At 55.0% G+C, this 16,273-nt stretch carries 18 protein-coding genes and 1 tRNA gene; 7 read left to right on the top strand and 12 right to left on the bottom strand.

From position 1 onward, the window contains the following. The first annotated feature begins 33 nt into the window (after positions 1 to 33). The 3 genes from CUJ86_RS05685 (at position 34) to CUJ86_RS05695 (ending at position 2,286) form a co-directional block, all read left to right on the top strand. Positions 34 to 1,470 (top strand): TrkH family potassium uptake protein, encoded by a 1,437-nt coding sequence (locus CUJ86_RS05685; RefSeq protein ID WP_130646595.1) that lies wholly within the window; start codon positions 34 to 36, stop codon positions 1,468 to 1,470. A gap of 34 nt (positions 1,471 to 1,504) precedes the next feature. Next, complete coding sequence (locus CUJ86_RS05690) at positions 1,505 to 2,164, top strand: potassium channel family protein (protein ID WP_130646596.1); 660 nt, start codon at positions 1,505 to 1,507, stop codon at positions 2,162 to 2,164. A gap of 50 nt (positions 2,165 to 2,214) precedes the next feature. Then, positions 2,215 to 2,286, top strand: a tRNA-Gly gene (locus CUJ86_RS05695). A gap of 503 nt (positions 2,287 to 2,789) precedes the next feature. Here CUJ86_RS05695 and CUJ86_RS05700 read toward each other — a convergent pair. Genes CUJ86_RS05700 through CUJ86_RS05710 form a run of 3 tightly spaced genes read right to left on the bottom strand, consistent with a single transcriptional unit; the run spans position 2,790 to position 5,276 of the window. Then, positions 2,790 to 3,236 carry a hypothetical protein gene (locus CUJ86_RS05700; RefSeq protein ID WP_130646597.1) on the bottom strand — a complete coding sequence of 149 codons (447 nt, stop codon included), beginning with the start codon at positions 3,234 to 3,236 and terminating at the stop codon, positions 2,790 to 2,792. A gap of 1 nt (position 3,237) precedes the next feature. Next, on the bottom strand, positions 3,238 to 4,431 hold the full coding sequence (locus CUJ86_RS05705; protein ID WP_130646598.1) for a hypothetical protein: 1,194 nt from the start codon (positions 4,429 to 4,431) through the stop codon (positions 3,238 to 3,240). After that, entirely contained in the window at positions 4,428 to 5,276 is an 849-nt protein-coding gene (locus CUJ86_RS05710) for a protein kinase domain-containing protein (RefSeq protein WP_165394792.1), read from the bottom strand. The genes CUJ86_RS05705 and CUJ86_RS05710 overlap by 4 nt, the downstream gene beginning before the upstream one ends. Before the next feature lie 258 nt (positions 5,277 to 5,534). Between CUJ86_RS05710 and CUJ86_RS05715 the strand changes: the two genes are divergently transcribed. After that, positions 5,535 to 5,759: a hypothetical protein gene (locus CUJ86_RS05715; RefSeq protein WP_130646600.1), complete on the top strand. Its 225-nt coding sequence runs from the start codon at positions 5,535 to 5,537 to the stop codon at positions 5,757 to 5,759. A gap of 193 nt (positions 5,760 to 5,952) precedes the next feature. On the opposite strand, the gene CUJ86_RS05720 is transcribed toward CUJ86_RS05715, so the two are convergent. The 5 genes from CUJ86_RS05720 to cfbA all read right to left on the bottom strand — a co-directional run bounded on the left by CUJ86_RS05720 (position 5,953) and on the right by cfbA (position 10,506). Next, a complete protein-coding gene (locus tag CUJ86_RS05720; RefSeq protein WP_130646601.1) occupies positions 5,953 to 6,510 on the bottom strand; it encodes a hypothetical protein in 558 nt (185 codons plus the stop codon). 62 nt (positions 6,511 to 6,572) lie between these two features. Beyond that, the gene (locus tag CUJ86_RS05725; RefSeq protein ID WP_130646602.1) at positions 6,573 to 7,136 is read right to left on the bottom strand and encodes a hypothetical protein; all 564 of its coding nucleotides are present in this window, start codon (positions 7,134 to 7,136) and stop codon (positions 6,573 to 6,575) included. A 184-nt stretch (positions 7,137 to 7,320) separates the two neighbouring features. Continuing rightward, positions 7,321 to 8,652: a pyridoxal phosphate-dependent aminotransferase gene (locus CUJ86_RS05730; RefSeq protein ID WP_165394793.1), complete on the bottom strand. Its 1,332-nt coding sequence runs from the start codon at positions 8,650 to 8,652 to the stop codon at positions 7,321 to 7,323. Positions 8,653 to 8,720: 68 nt separating this feature from the next. After that, the gene (locus CUJ86_RS05735; RefSeq protein WP_130646604.1) at positions 8,721 to 10,100 is read right to left on the bottom strand and encodes a thiamine pyrophosphate-dependent enzyme; all 1,380 of its coding nucleotides are present in this window, start codon (positions 10,098 to 10,100) and stop codon (positions 8,721 to 8,723) included. A gap of 1 nt (position 10,101) precedes the next feature. Further along, positions 10,102 to 10,506 carry a sirohydrochlorin nickelochelatase gene (gene cfbA / locus CUJ86_RS05740; RefSeq protein ID WP_130646605.1) on the bottom strand — a complete coding sequence of 135 codons (405 nt, stop codon included), beginning with the start codon at positions 10,504 to 10,506 and terminating at the stop codon, positions 10,102 to 10,104. A 267-nt stretch (positions 10,507 to 10,773) separates the two neighbouring features. On the opposite strand from cfbA, the gene CUJ86_RS05745 reads away from it, so the two are divergent. From CUJ86_RS05745 to CUJ86_RS05755, 3 genes are read left to right on the top strand one after another with little or no spacing between them, the layout of a single operon-like run. Next, complete coding sequence (locus CUJ86_RS05745) at positions 10,774 to 11,913, top strand: methanogenesis marker 9 domain-containing protein (RefSeq protein WP_130646606.1); 1,140 nt, start codon at positions 10,774 to 10,776, stop codon at positions 11,911 to 11,913. Beyond that, positions 11,900 to 12,706 carry a triphosphoribosyl-dephospho-CoA synthase gene (locus CUJ86_RS05750; protein ID WP_235855587.1) on the top strand — a complete coding sequence of 269 codons (807 nt, stop codon included), beginning with the start codon at positions 11,900 to 11,902 and terminating at the stop codon, positions 12,704 to 12,706. Before CUJ86_RS05745 ends, CUJ86_RS05750 begins: the two co-directional genes overlap by 14 nt. After that, a complete protein-coding gene (locus tag CUJ86_RS05755) occupies positions 12,694 to 13,248 on the top strand; it encodes a DUF447 domain-containing protein (RefSeq protein ID WP_130646607.1) in 555 nt (184 codons plus the stop codon). Before CUJ86_RS05750 ends, CUJ86_RS05755 begins: the two co-directional genes overlap by 13 nt. Here the strand turns inward: CUJ86_RS05755 and CUJ86_RS05760 are convergent. The 4 genes from CUJ86_RS05760 to CUJ86_RS05770 all read right to left on the bottom strand — a co-directional run bounded on the left by CUJ86_RS05760 (position 13,241) and on the right by CUJ86_RS05770 (position 16,272). Next, on the bottom strand, positions 13,241 to 13,561 hold the full coding sequence (locus CUJ86_RS05760; RefSeq protein WP_130646608.1) for a YbjQ family protein: 321 nt from the start codon (positions 13,559 to 13,561) through the stop codon (positions 13,241 to 13,243). The genes CUJ86_RS05755 and CUJ86_RS05760 overlap by 8 nt on opposite strands. 6 nt (positions 13,562 to 13,567) lie before the next feature. Next, positions 13,568 to 13,735, bottom strand: a complete 168-nt coding sequence (locus CUJ86_RS11810; protein WP_165394794.1) for a hypothetical protein — start codon at positions 13,733 to 13,735, stop codon at positions 13,568 to 13,570. A 948-nt stretch (positions 13,736 to 14,683) separates the two neighbouring features. Continuing rightward, positions 14,684 to 15,796, bottom strand: a complete 1,113-nt coding sequence (locus CUJ86_RS05765; RefSeq protein ID WP_130646609.1) for an isocitrate/isopropylmalate dehydrogenase family protein — start codon at positions 15,794 to 15,796, stop codon at positions 14,684 to 14,686. After that, positions 15,775 to 16,272: a 3-isopropylmalate dehydratase small subunit gene (locus CUJ86_RS05770; protein ID WP_130646844.1), complete on the bottom strand. Its 498-nt coding sequence runs from the start codon at positions 16,270 to 16,272 to the stop codon at positions 15,775 to 15,777. Before CUJ86_RS05770 ends, CUJ86_RS05765 begins: the two co-directional genes overlap by 22 nt. Position 16,273 lies beyond the last annotated feature (1 nt).

Here is a 16,273-nt window from a genome sequence, read left to right on the forward strand (position 1 = left end):
TTATCTATGTCCCGGGCCCATAGGGGGTCCGGGATGTATGAACTCGTCTCTCCGGTCTCTTTGCCGGCGGTGCTGCGATATTGCGGCGGCACCTTCGTCGGCATCGGGATCGTCCTCCTTGTGCCGGCGGCTGCCGCAGTCTTCTTCGGGGAGACGGCGGCGGGCATGGCGGCGCTGGGGTGTGCCCTGCTCTCGTTTGCCGCAGGCGCCGCTCTCCTCCGGCATTTTCCAGAGACCGATCTCGAGTGGAAGGAGGCGCTGGTGCTTGCCGCCATCGCCTTTCCTGCCGCCTCCCTTCTCTGCACTCTGCCGCTTTCCCTTTCCTCCGGGATGAATGGTATCGACGCTTTTTTTGAGTCGGTCTCCGGCCTGACCACGACCGGTCTCTCGGTCGCCCCCGTGGGAGTGCCGGCATTTTTCCTGTTCTTCCGTTCCTGGCTCCAGTGGGTGGGGGGGATCGGTATCGTGGTGCTGGTGCTCACCTTCGTCGTCGGGCCGGGGACGAGCGCCCTGCGCCTCTATACTGCCTCGATCGGCGACGAAGAACGGCTCCGCCCGACGATTGGCGCCACCGTGCGTCTGCTCTTCTCCGTCTATCTGGCGCTGACGGTCGTCGCCTTCCTGTTGCTTCTGTTCGGTGGGATGGAGCCCTTCGATGCCCTCTGTCATGCATTGAGCGGGATATCGACCGGTGGCTTTTCCACGCGCCCCGAGAGCGTTGCGGCCTTCGGGGGGGTGCTGCCCGCCCTGGTGATCCTCTCCTCCCTGATGGGCGCCGTCAGTATCGGTCTCTACCCAGCACTCCTGAAGGATCCGCTCCGTCTTCTGAGCGATATCCAGGTGCAGGTGTTTGCCGTGATCGCTGTCGCCGGTTTTGTGCTGCTCCTGTTTATCCTGGGCGGTGCCATGCCGCTCCCCGAAGCCGTTCCGGTTGCGGCGTTTCAGGTGCTCTCGGCCCTGACCACCTCCGGGTTCTCGACGATCGATATCGGTGCCCTCCCGCCTCCGGCAAAGGCGGTGCTCTCCCTGCTGATGTGCATCGGGGGTTCGATCGGATCGACGGCGGGCGGGATCAAGATCCTCCGCCTTATCCTCGTGCTTGCGCTGATCCGCTACATCTTTCTCCGCTTCTCCCTCCCGAGGGAGGCGGTGGTCCCCTTCCGGGTGGGCGGGCACCTGATGGAATGGCCGGATGTCTATGCCGTCGTCGGGTTCATATTCTGCTATATCGGCTGCATTATCCTCTCGGCGCTGGTGTTCATGCTCGCCGGCGCCGGCATGGAGGATGCCGTCTTCGAGGTGGCAAGCGCCCTTGGCACCGTGGGGCTTTCGACCGGGCTGACCGGGCCAGACCTTCCCGTGCTGCTGAAAGCGGTGCTCTGCATCGATATGTTGATGGGCCGGATCGAGGTGATGCCCTTCCTGGTGATGTTCATGCCCAGGACATGGATCCGCCCTGGGAGGGATTGATACGTGTGCACGTCCATCAGCGGTGTGATCAGGTATGCGGGTGATCATTGTCGGGGCGAGCACGCTCGGGCGCGGGCTTGCGGAGAAGCTGATCGGGCTCGGCACCCAGGTGGTGGTGGTCGAGCGGGACGGGGAGCGGGCGGAGGACATTGCGGAGAACCTGGACTGTTCGGTGATCCACGGCGAGGGGACCAGGCCCGACATCCTGGATAAGGCAGGAATTGAGGATGCGGATGCGGTGGTGGCGTGCACTGACCACGACCAGGACAACATCCTGATCGGGCTGATCGCCCGCGGCGCCGGGGTGCGGGAGACAATTTTACGGACGGACGATGCCCAGTTTCTCGTTGTGGCCAAGAGACTCGGGTTTCATCATGTGCTCAACCCGCCGCAGGCGACGGCGGAGATCATCGCCGATGCCCTGCGCGGGGTGGACACCATCGAACTCTCCACGCTGGTGCGCGGCGACATCCGTTTTCTCGGTGTGATCGCCCGGGGAGAGGTGGTGGGAAAACGAATTTCCGAGGTTATAATGCCAAAACAATCCTCGATTGTCGGGATGTACCGGGGGCAGGAGTTCCTGTTTGCCGCGGCCGATCCCGCCATCGAGGAGGGTGATGAGGTGCTTGTCGTCACCGCCGAGGAGCATTCCGGAGAGATCGATGCCCTCCTCACGACCCCTGCCCCTGGATAATGCTTATATGGAAGAAGTGCGAATATTGTAGAGCACTGCGGTAATGCAGGGCGCCGATAGTGTAGTGGTCATCACTAGGCGTTGCCAACGCCTAAACCCGGGTTCGAGTCCCGGTCGGCGCACTCAGAACACAGGTTCGATTCCTGTATCTTTTTTTCGCGCATCTTCAGAAATATTGACGCTTCCGCCTCTGACAGATTCCTCTTTTCACGGTGTTCGCCATCTATACGCATGGCGTTCTATCGCGCATGCCATATCCGGAGAGCAGATCGCCGACGGGGTGTGGGGGGCGCTGAATAATGCGATGATCCGGGGGCGGAGTGGCCATCGGGGGGCGTGGCACAACGAACTGATATCAGGTGATGTCAGGCGCTTGAACAGATTTCAATCAGGGGTGTTGCGGGGGTTGGGATCTCGGGGGTCCGGGCACCAGTTTGGACAACACGATAGAAGGGTGATTTCAAAGACGGGTAATGACATTTTGCCACCTTTGAAGAGCCCTCATAATGGCTTTTGAATAGAATTGGCAGTTGAAACCCACTCAAATGCTTCTCCTTGTCGCCAAATATGATCCAAAATTCTAGAGAAATATTGACCGATCAAAACGATTGGTTAAATTATGCTGTTAATGATTATGCATGGCTGTTTTTACCATTGTGCTAAATATTGTTTCAAATTTGGTAGAATAAGGAGCATCACTATGTGGGGTATGATGGCAATACATGGTGCCATTATTATCGATGCTCATAAGACCAATATTTGATCTTGAGAACCGTTCTGTCTGTGATAAAGCAGATTTAACATGGTCGTGATCCATAATCACGTAAGACTGATTAACAAATGCCTTGTAGCGAAAAGCTTGAATAAGCGCTCTTTTCCAGTTTGTTAGCTTCGCTTCAAATGCATAGGAGATCATTTTTTCATTATCATTTTTTACAACTACGATATCAGGAATACCAAATAGACCTTTAACTTCTTCTTTAACAAGGCTCGGGCCAGGACTAGTTAGATCTCTTATATAATCACTTTTTATGATGATCTCAACCATTTCTTTTTCGCTTGTAAAGGCCATATCATCTGCTCCATCCTTGATCATTCCCAAATAAGTTTGCGACGGTCAACCATCCTGAAAGATATGATCCGAATACCCCTAATTCGAAACCAGATTCCCTTAATTTTGAATATTCATCAATTGCTGATGTAATTATATTACAGATTTCACAATATCTATCTTCGCTCTCCAAACTACTAATGTTCCTTAATTGTTTTGATCCTTCAATGAAAAAATGCATATAGGGCTCTGGTTTATTAAAATGCCATCCATATTTTGGATCGAGTACAAGATCCAAATATTCATTTTGAGCTACAGATTGTATATAACTTGGACATTTTGTATTCATTAATTCAACATAAGGATGTTCAATCCAATCAAGTAATTTTGGTATGTACAACCGAGGGGTTGGGGGCCTTTTTATTGTTCTCTCTTCTTGATTAACAAAATTTTTTGAATTGTAAATCCGAGTGTTCTCAAATGAACCTATTGTAACAATCGAAGGATTGGCCAATGATAGTAGTATCGCCTCTGTATTTAAATAACCAAGAATGACCTTAAGTTCATTTTGAGATAGTGCGTTTATAAAATTTAACAAATGGTATAAATAATTCCCATCGTTTATTTGCTTATTTCGAGAATCTAACTCTGTTATAAGATAGATTCCAGTTATCCCTTCTATTCCAGTAATCCAATTAAGTAGTTCCGAAGAGTAGGTAACGTCTTTGATCATATGGCTATTCAATATTAATTCAACAAATATTTCCTTACGACTTCCTGAATTATCAATAGCAGTTAAAAAGGGTGTTATATAATGGTCATTTAGTATCTCGGTATATCTAAAGACTGGTGGCAATTCCCCAGAATACCGTGTAGGAATTACAAAACATCTGAAATCATTTTGATCTTGAAATGAAACACAATTACTTGCGCAAATTGATGAATAACCGGGATATTGTTCTGTTTCAAATCCTCCGGGCATAATTTCACAAGGATAAAAGTCATATGTTGCCATTTTTTTACGAACTGCAAGAGCATTCATCAATTGTGGATCAAAAATCGCTTTCTCTTTTATGTTATTATCTAATTTTTCAACTTTTGCTTGATCCATACTCCTTGGTGAGATAATCACGCCATCACCAGTGTTATCTTCCAAAATACTCTGAATATTCCAATTCTCTCTAAATCCGAGTTGATGATAGATTTCAAACCTCATTGATACACCTCCAAACAAGAATCAATTTTATCTAAAATCATATTTGAAAAACGAAAACGTTGATACGGCTTTGGACTAAGTAATTGCGAAGCTAATGGAAAAATTGGAGACAATACAGGTTCATTAAAAATAGAAGTATACCAGTTTCCATTAATAATATTATGTGGAATAGAGTTACCCCCCACAAGACTCGGATCAAATGGGTGAGTGCCCTTCAAAAGTAATTGTACTAAAATTATGCCAAGATTGTATTGGTCAGTCCTCTTATCGATCCTTTTCTTATCATAGTGTAATTGTTCGGGAGCTGCATATAATTTTGAACAAGGGCCACCCAAGAGCGTTTCTGTTATTGATGTACTATCCAGACTTCTAGCAATACCTAAGTCAATAATTGTTGGTAAATTGCTTTCCTTAATCAAAATATTATCTGGTTTAAGATCACGATGAACAACATTCATCTTCCATATTACATTTAACCCTATTACCAGATTTTTAATCAAATTCAATGCTTCAGAGGGTTTTTTAAATGTATCCATACAATGGGATAATGGTGTTGAGTCAATGAATTCTTCAATGATTATATATCTGCCATCAGGCAATTTTTTAAAACAAAAATTTTTTGGATAATATTGGGAATCAATGTCTTGTAAAATGTTGATTTCTCTCTCTATTCTTTCAATGTCCCATCCATTCGGGTTATCTGGTGTTTTATATCTGCCAACTTTTAGGGCAACAACCCCATATTCTGGATGGTCAAAACGATAAACAATTCTTTGACCTCCCTTATAGATCAATTCTGGGTTATTATAATGATCCAGTATGTCGCGACATTGTTCTTCTTCCAATTTTAACACCTGATCAGACAAATAATGATATCCACAATGTTACTATGATCTATAGAAAACAGATAATATTTACGATTTGATTTCCTGAACTGCCCTTCAATATTCTCCAAACCGTCACTTTGCTCGCCAATGCCCCCCCAAATCTGAAAAACCCACATTTCCCCCTCTTCATCGTTCTCCCCCGCTACCTGGACCTCCCTCCCACCCCCCAGCACAAAACCGCAACCGACAAAAGTGAAGCAGGAGAGAGGGGTAATCATGGACGTCTCGATCCCCCAGCTCCGCGACCTCCTCTTCCCGATGGAATGGTTCGTCCGCTTCTATATTCTGGCCTTCATCGTCTGGCTCGCAGAACCGATGTATCCTGGCAGCCAGTTCTCCTACCTGCTCCTGATCTACTTCCTCTGGTTCGTCATGGCGATCACCTTCGCCTGGCAGGTGATCGTCACGGTGCGGTTTGTCAGAGACCACCGCCGGGAGTGACCGGGAATAAAAATAGAGGAAAGAGGCGACTCGGGAACCTGCTAGAGATGATACTGCCATACGCCTGTTTGCCTCTGCCGTTTCGCTGTTTAAGGGCGTCCATGCCGAGATGCGGGGTGCAGGCACGATATCATTCGAAATAGATACTCTATTCACCTTCCCTCCCTCTGATTCTGAAGGTGCAGGATAGATTTCATATTCGAATTACCGTTATTGGCTTTGAATCGTACTCAATTCCTTCCCGAGTGGCCATTCTGACAAAAACATGATATTTCTCACCTGATTTGGAAATTCTTTTCTCACCGATTTGGATACCATGAATTACCCATGTTCCATCTGGACTGGCAACTGCATCCAGTCTTTGCTTCCATTCCTTATTGAGTGGATCGATCACATATGCAGACAATACTGCGCCGGGAACTGCTCCATGGCCCTGAAGGTCGATAATCAGGCTGGTTTCTGCATTGTTCTCCGGATATGTGATCTCAAAGGGTGGCATGAAATAGGCAGCACAAGCAGTAACCAATATAAAGGCCAAAACAAACTCAGCGGCTATCTGAAACAGGTTCCAGCCTTTAATCCTTCTGTCGGTTGGCGATTTTATTTTTTGCCATGTATTGGTAAATGTTTGAGGATTGTGAAACCATATCAGGATAATTATCGATATCACCGTAAAAAAAATAACTCCACAATGAAATGGGATATATATTGCCGTCTGGCCAATAATGACACATGTTGCCGCAAAGAGCATATTCAGCAGCACTTCGATCGAAAATAAGAAAAATGATTCACTTGGAGTGAATGGCAGAGCGATCACCCCAGAGTTACGTATACCGGAATACTTCCATCATATCCAGAAATGTTATATATCTGCTCCCCTTCTTCAAGTTCATTGTTACTTACGATCGCCTGAACAATAAATTCCGTTCCTGCTGGTGTGACATTGTCACCAAAATATGCTTCGACAAACCAGTTCCCCGAGGGTAAAACAGTTGTCTGAGGCTGAACCCACCATCCTGAATCACCGAGAAGTGGTTTGACAAGAACATAGAGATTTAATCCAGAATCATCCAGTTCCTCGACTGTTCCTTTTATGGTATCCGTATTATTCACCTTGTCGCCATCTCTCGGTGAAGTGATAACCACGTATCCAGGAGAGTGTCCTTGAGTCTCGGTTATGGACGTAGTTGGTGGCATTGTTGTAGGCGTTTCCGTTGTCGTCACTGCCGTTTCCTGTGTAGTTTGCGCAGTGGTAGAAGTGGGCGGTTGAGTGGGGGTCGGTGTTACATCAACAGTCCCACCAGTACAACCTCCGCACAGAACTAAGGCTACAACAAGGGATAGCACAACAAATACAGTAAAATTTATTCTTTTCATAATTGTGTCCCTCCGATGTGGGCAATTTAGTGGCTTGCAGGATATAAATGTATGTGTATTTATTGCCGGACATATTAATTGCACATCACAACGGAGAATATCCGTCTACCGCCCCCTCCCCTCTCCTCATGTGGTGGGGGGGAGGGGGTCATTTGCCACCCATTGAAATGATCCAGGGGACCCCCTATCTCTTCTTCACACCCTCAACAAAACGCCGGATCGCCGTGATCCCATCGACCATGCGGGGTGCGGCATCGTTCACGAACGCCACCTCATCAAGACTGCTCCTCGGGGGATCGCTCCGGTAGTGTTCGAGCGCCGCCGCCCCGTCATAGTCCACGCAGGCGATCCTGAGGGAGAGGTTCTCCTGCGGGAGCATGATCGCCTCTCCCCCCACCGTGGCGATATGGTGGGGATGGGCGAGCATGGCGGCCGAGAGGTCGTCTGCACCGGCGATACCGGCCGACTCCAGGCGGTCCCTGAGGGCGTTGAAGTCCGCAAGGAAATAGAACCCGCCTTCCGGTTGTGTCGCCCCCACCCCCTTGATCATCGCCGTCGCCCTGGACAGGTAGCGGCACATGATCGAGTGGATCGATCTGATGTTTCGCATATACTCCTCGATCTCGACGCTCGGCGAATAGGCGGTGACGGCGGCGTGCTGGACCGGCGCCGCCACCGAGGTGCGGATCGTCGCCGCCACCTTCGTGAGGTCGTCAAGGAGTTCGTCGGGTGCGTCTGCCGGCAGGATGCAGGTGCCCAGACGGTATCCGGCGGCCGAACGGTCCTTCGAGAGACCGCCGGTGACGAAGGTGCCCTCCGGGTACATCACCCCCATCGAGACGAAATGCTCGAAGGCGTAGGTGGTCAGGGCATAGATCTCATCGGCGAGCACCAGGCAGCCGTAGGTCCTGCAGACCTCGGCGATCTCCTCCAGTTCCCGCTGGCTGTAGAGGGCGCCGGTGGGGTTGTTGGGGTTGTTGAGCACCAGCAGATGGCGGCGGTCCGGGTTCTTCGCCAGCAGTGCGGCCAGATCCCTTGGATCGATCCGATAACCGCGTTCACGCTCCAGGGCCAGACTCACATACGATTTTCCGAGCAGTCTGAGTATCGGCGCATACCCCACCCACGAGGGGGAGGGGATGATCACCGTGGCGTCCAGCATGGAGAAGAGCATGAACATCAATTCCTTGGTGCCGTTCCCGACAACCACCCGCTCCGGGCCGGTAGAAATAGCGAAATGCCGGCCGTAAAAATTCGAAATTGCTTCCCTCAGTTCTGGTATTCCTGCTGCATCCGTATACTCCCCCCGAACCGCTCCCGAGGTCAGCGCCCGCACCATGGGTGGCGGCACCGGGAACGGCGACTGGCCGAACGCAAAATTATAAAACCGGGCGTCGCAGCCAATCCTGCTGCACGCCTCCCTCTGCCTGTTGATCATCAGACCCACCCTGAGGTTCTCGGGCATGGTGATCGCCCCCATGTGGGGGTCTGTCCGTAACACCTGGACCTGCTTCATTGCGACCGTCCCCTTCAGGCCCCCCATAGACGGGAACGGTAATCAAGGTATCCCGGGGAGGGGGAGGGTTAGAAACGTTCGGGATCGGTCTCGATGTCCACGATCGCCGGAACGCCGCTCTTCAAGGCCTGTACAACCGCCTCCGCGCACTCCTCGGGACGCTCCACCCGGAACCCCACCCCGCCGCAGGAGCGTGCATATGCCGCAAAATCGGGATTGGTCAGGCCCGTCCCGAAGTTCGGGTAGTGCTCCATCCGCTGCTCCACCCGGATCATCCCGAGTTCGTGGTTGTTCAGGAGGATCACCGTGACCGGGAGATCGTACTGTACGGCAGTCAGGAACTCGGCCATCGACATCGAAAAACCGCCGTCGCCGGTGATGCAGACCGACGGGCGCTCAGGATAGGCCAGCCGCGCCGCAATCGCCGCCGGCAGCGCAAACCCCATCGTGGCAAGATAACCGGACATCACGAACCGCTGACCCGGTTTCATCAGGAAGTTCCGGCCGAACCACCAGCCGTTCTCCCCGACATCCACCGATATCACGGTGTCCTCGGGCAGCACCCGGGAGAGCACCGCCATGATGTAGGGGGGCCGCAGAGGCACGGCCGCCGCATCCGCCTCGCCCGCCGTCTGCGCCCGCCACTCCTCCCGATCCTTCTGCACCCGCTCCCTGGTCTCCGTCCCCTCCCTTTCCCGCAGGGGCTCCCGGTAGGCCCGGAGGCTGAGAAGCGGGTGTTCGAACATACCCTCGATCCCGCCATAGCAGTAGGAGCAGCGCTCCTCCTCGATGACGGCGATCTCGTCGGCCGCCACTGCCCCCTGTAACCGCATGCCCGGCGGGACAAGCGCCTCTGGTGCATTCGCAAGGGAGCGGACCTTTGCTTCGAACGCCCGCCGCTGTCCGCCGGCGATCGGGTAGTCTCCGGCAGAGGTGAGCACAGCAAGGTCGCCGGCACCGCTCACACCCAGCGACTCCTCGATCACGCACCATCCGCCAATACGGGTTGCCTCCACCGCCGCCGACAGCGCCGAGGCAGGGGTGATGGAGCGGCGCCAGAGCGTCTCGCCACCCGGATACCGGACTGTGCCGCGTGAGGTGTGGAGTATGCCCGGTCCCGGCATCACCGATGCCAGCGCCGCCGCGGTTGTGGTCTTCCCCTGCATTCCGGTGATCTCGATCATCGGTGAGGGGCGATCCCCGGCTAAAAGCATGCGGACGGCCTCATGGTGGGTGATCACCACCTGGGCCCGCCCGAGGAGGGGGTGGGCGGGGTTGAGATGCACCGGGGCGGCGACGAGGTCGTAGTCCCGCTCTGCCGCCTCCTCCGCCGTGATCCCGCCGTCCCCCCGATAGACGTCAACGGCATCCACCTCATGCCCCTTTTCGGCCAGTGCCGCTGCCAGCAGGGCACCGCCGTGGATTGTATCGAGGACGAGAATTCTCATCTCAGGCGTTCTGCTCGATCGCCATCCTGGCGTTCTTGACCATCAGGTCAGCGAGGAGGGGGTCGCCCCCGATCGGATCGGCATAGACGAGGGGGATTGAGCCCGAATTGTGTGCAAATGTGCCCTTCTTCTCGCCCTCCGGGAGACCGAGGAGTTCGGGGATGTCCTTGAGGATGTGGACGCCCTTAGCAAGGAAAAGCGGCACGACGACGAGAAGGTCGATGTCGTCATGTTTGAAGGAGTTCAGGACATCGGTGACAGTCGGTTCGTTCATGGACATGAAACCCGGCTTTACGAGGAACTCCGGGTGCTGCTCTGCGATGAGCGCCGCCGTGTTCTCGATGAGCTCCTTGTTATAAGGGAGTTTGCTGCCGTGGCCGACGAGTAACAATCCTTTGCGTGCCATATAGTAATGGGTACAACTTTTCGATCATAAAAGTGTTACCGATTACCGTTTTTCGGTCGGAAGGATATCAAGACTCCATCCACTGCATCCACCTCAAATCCTGCGCCGGTGTTCTCCTCCGTCCCTGAATACGGCCAATTTGATGGCAGAAAAAATGCCTTCTGGCCGGAGAGAGAGTAATATTTACCGGGGAAAGGGGCACAAACAGGGAGGTCGGACACCACAACCAAACTGCTTTGTGATCTGAAGGTCAACACAGATGGAATCATGAATGATTCCTTAAAGCGCTGTGGACTCATCATCAATGGACAGGCGGTCAGGACGCCAATCGCCATCGCCTCAATGGCCGGGGTGGTGGATGCCTCCTATGTGCTCGCCCGCAAAGATCATATTGGAGCCGCATTTATCGGCGGTTATTCCATCGACGAAAAAACGATAGCGGCAAGCCGGGAGATGGCCGCAGAAGGGCGGACCGAGTTTCTGTACGATGATCCGGTGGCGGCGCTGCAGGAGCAGGTGGACGCCCTCAGGGAGAGCGGGGTGGTCATCGGCCTGAACCTGCGTGGAAGCACCCCCGAATCATATACGGCGATCGCCTCAGCGATCGGGAACGGGGTGATCTATGAGATTGACGCCCATTGCCGCCAGCCCGCCATGATCGCCGCCGGTTGTGGCGAGGCGCTGCTGAACGAACCGCACCGACTTGCAGAGACGATCCGAGCCCTGAAGACCCTTGATGTGACGGTATCAGTGAAGATCCGGGCCGGTGTGGCGCCGGACGACCGCCATCTTGCCCGCCTGCTCTGGAGGGCCGGGGCGGATATCATCCATGTGGACCTGATGGACTTCGGCCATTCCCGTCTCCGCCAGATCAGGAACGCCTGCCCCCTTGTTCTCATCGCCAACAACTCCATCACCTCCTTTGACCGTGCGATGGAGATGTTCTCCCATGGTGCCGATATGGTCTCGCTTGCCCGCCGGTCGGACGAGCGGACACTCGCCGGACTCGATGCCGCCATACAGCGGAAGGAAGAGGAGACAGGCTGGTACAATGCACCCAAGCAGCTCTGCAGGGGGGGCGATGTCCGCGCCCTCACCTTCTGCTGCCTGCCGGTGAAGCACTGCCCACTCATCCCCTTCCTGGAGCGGATCGGTCTTTCAAAGGAGGAATATATGCACATCAAGACGGAGGCAGTGAAGGGCACGCCCCTTGAGAAGGGGAAGATCACCTGTTTCCAGTCACTTGCATGGTGCTGCAAGTCTTCCTCCCCCTGCATGCTCAGGGAGGTCGCCCTGCAGCGCGAGGCCGGGATCACCACCAGGGAGTATATGCAGGAGAAACGCCGCCTTTCCGAGCGGATCATGGAACGGGTGTATGATGCAGTGCCGGACGATGACGCGGACTGAGGCAGCGCAGCTGGCGATGGTGCTGGAGGTCACGGCCTCCCCAAAACCAGGGAATGTGGACCGGGGGCATGATTATCCAGATACCCGTCTCGAACATTTTCTTGCATCCGCCGTGTTTGCTCGTTGCGCCTTTGAGCATGCGGAGGCGGGAGGGAGCGGACTCGGCAGCCTGATCGAGGAGGCGGTGCTGGACACCAGCTGCCATTCAGGCGGAAACACCCATTTCGGCGCCTTCATCCTGCTGATGCCACTCGTCTCGGGCGGGAGTATCGATGGAGCAATGCGGACGGTGGCTGAAACCACGGTCGAGGATGCCGTCGCATTTTACCGGGCATTTTCGGCGACGGCGGTGCGGGTGCTGGAAAAAGACGAGATCGACGTGAACGATCCCGCTGCATTGACCATCCTCAGGGAGCGGAATATGAACCTCTACGACGTGATGGCCTATTCGTCGGAGCGTGATATGGTGGCGAGGGAGTGGACGAACGGTTTTGCACTCTGCCGGGAGGCGGCCGACCTCCTCGTTTCATATGGGCCGGGAAGGGAGGCAATCGTCCGGACCTTCCTCGACCTGCTCGCCTCCTACCCCGACACCTTCATCGCAAAGAAACACGGCGCCGCCGTCGCTGAGGAGACCATGATGCGAGCGAGGGAGGTGCAGGCCGGGAGGGTTGCCCTCCAGGCGTTCGACGAGGAGTGCCTGGCCCGCGGGATCAATCCGGGGTCGCTTGCCGACATCATGATCGCCGGGATCTATCTCGCCCTGCTGGAGGAGTGGCGATGGGACTGCTGAGGGAGGGGATCAACGAGATGATCGCCACCACACAGGGAAACGCCGCACCGATGGGGTTCATCTTCCGGAATGAGAGCGCTTCGATGGTTCTCTTCAAGGGTTCGCATACCGAGGAGAATATCCGGCGGGATGGATGGGTGGTGGCAAACGTCACCCACGACCCGGTTGTCTGGGTGCGGACGGCCTTTGAGGACCTTTCGGCCGACGCCTTCATCGATATCGAGGCGGAGGGCCGCACGATGCAGCGACTCGCCGCCTGTGAGGCCTGGGCGGCCTTCCATGCAACGGTCAGGCACGAGACGGCAGAGACCTATTTTGTCACTCTCGAACCCCTGGGGGGTGAAGTGCTCGACCCCTCGGTGCACCCGCACAACCGCGGTTTCGCCGGGATCGTCGAGGCGACGGTGCACGCCACGCGCTTTATGATGGGCCGCGATCCCGCCCTCAGGGCCCTGATCGACCACCACCTGGCGATCGTGCAAAAATGCGGGGGGCCGCGGGAGCGGGAAGCGGCGGCACTGCTGGAAGGCTATATCATTTGACCGGCGTCAGCGTCACCGCCGTCCCATAGGCGAGCAGTTCGGCCGCTCCAGGCGCCGTCTGCGAAGTGGTGAACCTGATATTGACGACGGCGTCGGCCCCCATCTTTTTTGCAGCGTTTTCCATCCGATTGATTGACTCCAATCTGGCTTCGGTGAGCATCTCGGTGTAGGCTTCGAGTTCACCGCCGACGAGGCTCTTGAGACCTGACATGATGTCTTTACCGAGGTGTTTCGACCTGACGGTGTTGCCATAGACGATGCCGATGACCGTGGCCGTGTGGCCAGGGACGTTTTCTGTGGTGGTGAGGATCATTCGTTTTCACTCCTGGACCTGCTCAATCCGCTCTTCCCGGTTCCGGAATACAATGAGGGCAATCCCAATCAGGATCAACGGAACGGCATAGAGGAGGAGAAACGGAAAACCGATGGACAAAAGGATCGCACCGAGGAGGATCAGCCCGAGGCCCCATTTCACCTGACTCTTCATCTGTATGCATGAGGATTGGCAAGATGATAATATCACCGCGCCCCATGCTGGTGGACGGATCGGCATGAGGGGGTGAAAGAAACAGGATATCATCCCGACACAGGACTCTATCACGAAAGGGCTCCTCCTGGTCCTGATTCGCCGCCATGCCCTTTGCGATGGCACCCCAAGCCATCCCTTGCCCGGATGGGCGAACGCCCTGCTGCATGGGCGGGTGAGCGCCGCCGCCGGCAGATGGTGCAGTGCTGCCATTCATGGGTGAGGCACCGATGTGTGGAACGGTGATCAATGGCTCCAACCATGGATCAATCGTTGCTCCTTGTTTATACGGGCGTGCGCGGCACTACCCGGAGACCGGATCAGGATTAATCACCTTCAAAACATCCAAAATTGACAGAATCGCCGTGTTTTTGCAGAGTGGGCAGTACGCCCCATTTCAGGGTTTTTCCATACAGGAACCCCCAGGATTAAACCGATTTTCGCCACCATACCATCCCTTCTCCTCGCCGTGAGGAGAGGCGGGCGGGCACAGGTATACCTCAGAACGATATCGGCGATCTGAAGGAAAGGAGAGGGACAGGAAAAACAGCGGATCCATGAACGGCCCGCATTTTGCCAGAACCACAAAATATCCCCTTTCTGAGCCAGGATCCATACCCGGATTCCAGAAACGGGGGCCGAAATGGACGTATCCGGAGTGCGTACAGGAGGCAGGGTGCGGAGCCTTCAATGATCTCGACATCCATCCTCAGATAGTGACATTAATGAAAAATAGAGCATTAAACCGATAAATTCTGGATATGCCACACATTTAACACCAGAACAGTGAAAAAAAGGCCAAAGATGCCACAGGAGAGAGAAAATGCCCTTCATTCACCTGATACGGCACCCCGGATCATCAGGGGTCCCTTCGGAATAACGGGTCTACACTTCAAAAAGTGGAGAGGTTCAGGAGCGGATCAGGTGTGCCACATGGTCCCCGACGTCCACTGTCCCTGCGGTGCCGCCGAGATCCCGCGTGACCACACCATCCCGGATCGTCCCCTCGATGGCGGCGACCACCGCCTCCCCGGCCTCGTGCTCACCGAGGTGGTCGAGGAGGAGGGCGCCCGCCCAGATCGTGGCGATCGGGTTTGCCACGCCAAGGCCCCGATATTTCGGGGCAGAACCGTGGATCGGTTCGAACATCGAGGTGCCCTTCGGGTTGATGTTGCCGCCGGGCGCCAGTCCGAGACCGCCCTGGATCATCGCACCCAGGTCGGTGATGATGTCGCCGAACATATTCGGGGTGACCACGACATCAAACCACTCAGGGTTCTTCACAAACCACATCGTCACGGCGTCGACGAAATTAAACTCGGTCGAAACACCCGGGTGGGCAGCGGCGACCTCAGAGAAGACCTCCCGCCAGAGTCCGTAGACGTCGGAGAGCACATTCGCCTTGTCGACCGACGTGACCCGCTTCTCACGGCGCTCTGCCAGATCGAAGGCATACTCCATCACCCGTCTGCTGCCCTCCCGCGAGAGCACACCGATCTGGTAGGCGATCTCCTCTGCATCGCTCTCGGCGTCGAGCCCGAAGCGCACCGAGTAGAGGTTCCGGATCACCTCAAGATCGGCATGCTGCCTGCCGCGGAACCGGTTACCAATCCCGACATAGAAGTCCTCGGTGTTCTCCCGCACCACCACGAAGTCGATGTCTTCAGGGCCCTTACCGGCAAGCGGTGTCGAAACCCCGTGCAGGAGTTTGATCGGCCGCAGGTTCACGTACTGGTCGAAGTAAAAACGCAGGGCGAGCAGGATCCCCTTCTCCAGCACGCCGGGGCGCACCCGGTCGTCGCCGATGGAGCCGAAGTAGATCGCCGGGAAGGTAGAGAGCTCCCGGAGTTCGTCCTCACCGACGAGTTCGCCGGTCTCGAGGTAGCGGTCTGCACCAATCGGGAAATCGGTCCACTCGATCTCAAAACCGTACTTCTCCGCGGCGGCGTCCAGGACCTTCTTCCCCTCATCTAGGATCTCCGGTCCGATACCGTCGCCACCTATTGATGCGACCCGGTACATCTCTCAACCTCCTCCAGATTTCTGGCATACTCGACAAGTCCGCCGGCGTCCACGATCTCCTGCATGAAGGGAGGCACCGCCTCGATGGAGTGGCGGACACCGTCCGACTCGATAACGCCGCCAGCGATATCGATCACGGCCTCATGCCCCTCGACGAGCGCCCCGGCCTCAGGGCAGAGGAGGGGGAGGAGACCGGTGTTGACGGCGTTCCGGTAGAAGATACGGGCAAACGACTCTGCCACGACGACCCGCACTCCGGCCCCGAGGAGGGCGAGCGGGGCGTGCTCCCGCGAGGAACCACAGCCGAAATTCCTCCCGGCCACCAGGACATCGCCTTCCTGCACACCCGCCCTGAAATCATCCCTGGTACCCTCGAAAACATGCTCCGCGAGCTTCATGGGGTCGTACTCGGTCAGAAATCTTCCGGGTATGATTGCATCGGTATCGATATCGTCGCCAAACTTCCAGATCCGCATC

Source organism: Methanofollis fontis, from assembly GCF_004297185.1.
GTDB lineage: Archaea > Halobacteriota > Methanomicrobia > Methanomicrobiales > Methanofollaceae > Methanofollis > Methanofollis fontis.

Coding starts and splice junctions, on each gene's coding strand:
- CUJ86_RS05685 (WP_130646595.1), top strand. CDS start 34: ATGTATGAACTCGTCTCTCCGGTCTCTTTGCCGGCGGTGCTGCGATAT.
- CUJ86_RS05690 (WP_130646596.1), top strand. CDS start 1,505: ATGCGGGTGATCATTGTCGGGGCGAGCACGCTCGGGCGCGGGCTTGCG.
- CUJ86_RS05700 (WP_130646597.1), bottom strand. CDS start 3,236: ATGGCCTTTACAAGCGAAAAAGAAATGGTTGAGATCATCATAAAAAGT.
- CUJ86_RS05705 (WP_130646598.1), bottom strand. CDS start 4,431: ATGAGGTTTGAAATCTATCATCAACTCGGATTTAGAGAGAATTGGAAT.
- CUJ86_RS05715 (WP_130646600.1), top strand. CDS start 5,535: ATGGACGTCTCGATCCCCCAGCTCCGCGACCTCCTCTTCCCGATGGAA.
- CUJ86_RS05720 (WP_130646601.1), bottom strand. CDS start 6,510: ATGCTCTTTGCGGCAACATGTGTCATTATTGGCCAGACGGCAATATAT.
- CUJ86_RS05725 (WP_130646602.1), bottom strand. CDS start 7,136: ATGAAAAGAATAAATTTTACTGTATTTGTTGTGCTATCCCTTGTTGTA.
- CUJ86_RS05730 (WP_165394793.1), bottom strand. CDS start 8,652: ATGAAGCAGGTCCAGGTGTTACGGACAGACCCCCACATGGGGGCGATC.
- CUJ86_RS05735 (WP_130646604.1), bottom strand. CDS start 10,100: ATGAGAATTCTCGTCCTCGATACAATCCACGGCGGTGCCCTGCTGGCA.
- cfbA (WP_130646605.1), bottom strand. CDS start 10,506: ATGGCACGCAAAGGATTGTTACTCGTCGGCCACGGCAGCAAACTCCCT.
- CUJ86_RS05745 (WP_130646606.1), top strand. CDS start 10,774: ATGAATGATTCCTTAAAGCGCTGTGGACTCATCATCAATGGACAGGCG.
- CUJ86_RS05750 (WP_235855587.1), top strand. CDS start 11,900: ATGACGCGGACTGAGGCAGCGCAGCTGGCGATGGTGCTGGAGGTCACG.
- CUJ86_RS05755 (WP_130646607.1), top strand. CDS start 12,694: ATGGGACTGCTGAGGGAGGGGATCAACGAGATGATCGCCACCACACAG.
- CUJ86_RS05760 (WP_130646608.1), bottom strand. CDS start 13,561: ATGATCCTCACCACCACAGAAAACGTCCCTGGCCACACGGCCACGGTC.
- CUJ86_RS11810 (WP_165394794.1), bottom strand. CDS start 13,735: ATGAAGAGTCAGGTGAAATGGGGCCTCGGGCTGATCCTCCTCGGTGCG.
- CUJ86_RS05765 (WP_130646609.1), bottom strand. CDS start 15,796: ATGTACCGGGTCGCATCAATAGGTGGCGACGGTATCGGACCGGAGATC.
- CUJ86_RS05770 (WP_130646844.1), bottom strand. CDS start 16,272: ATGCGGATCTGGAAGTTTGGCGACGATATCGATACCGATGCAATCATA.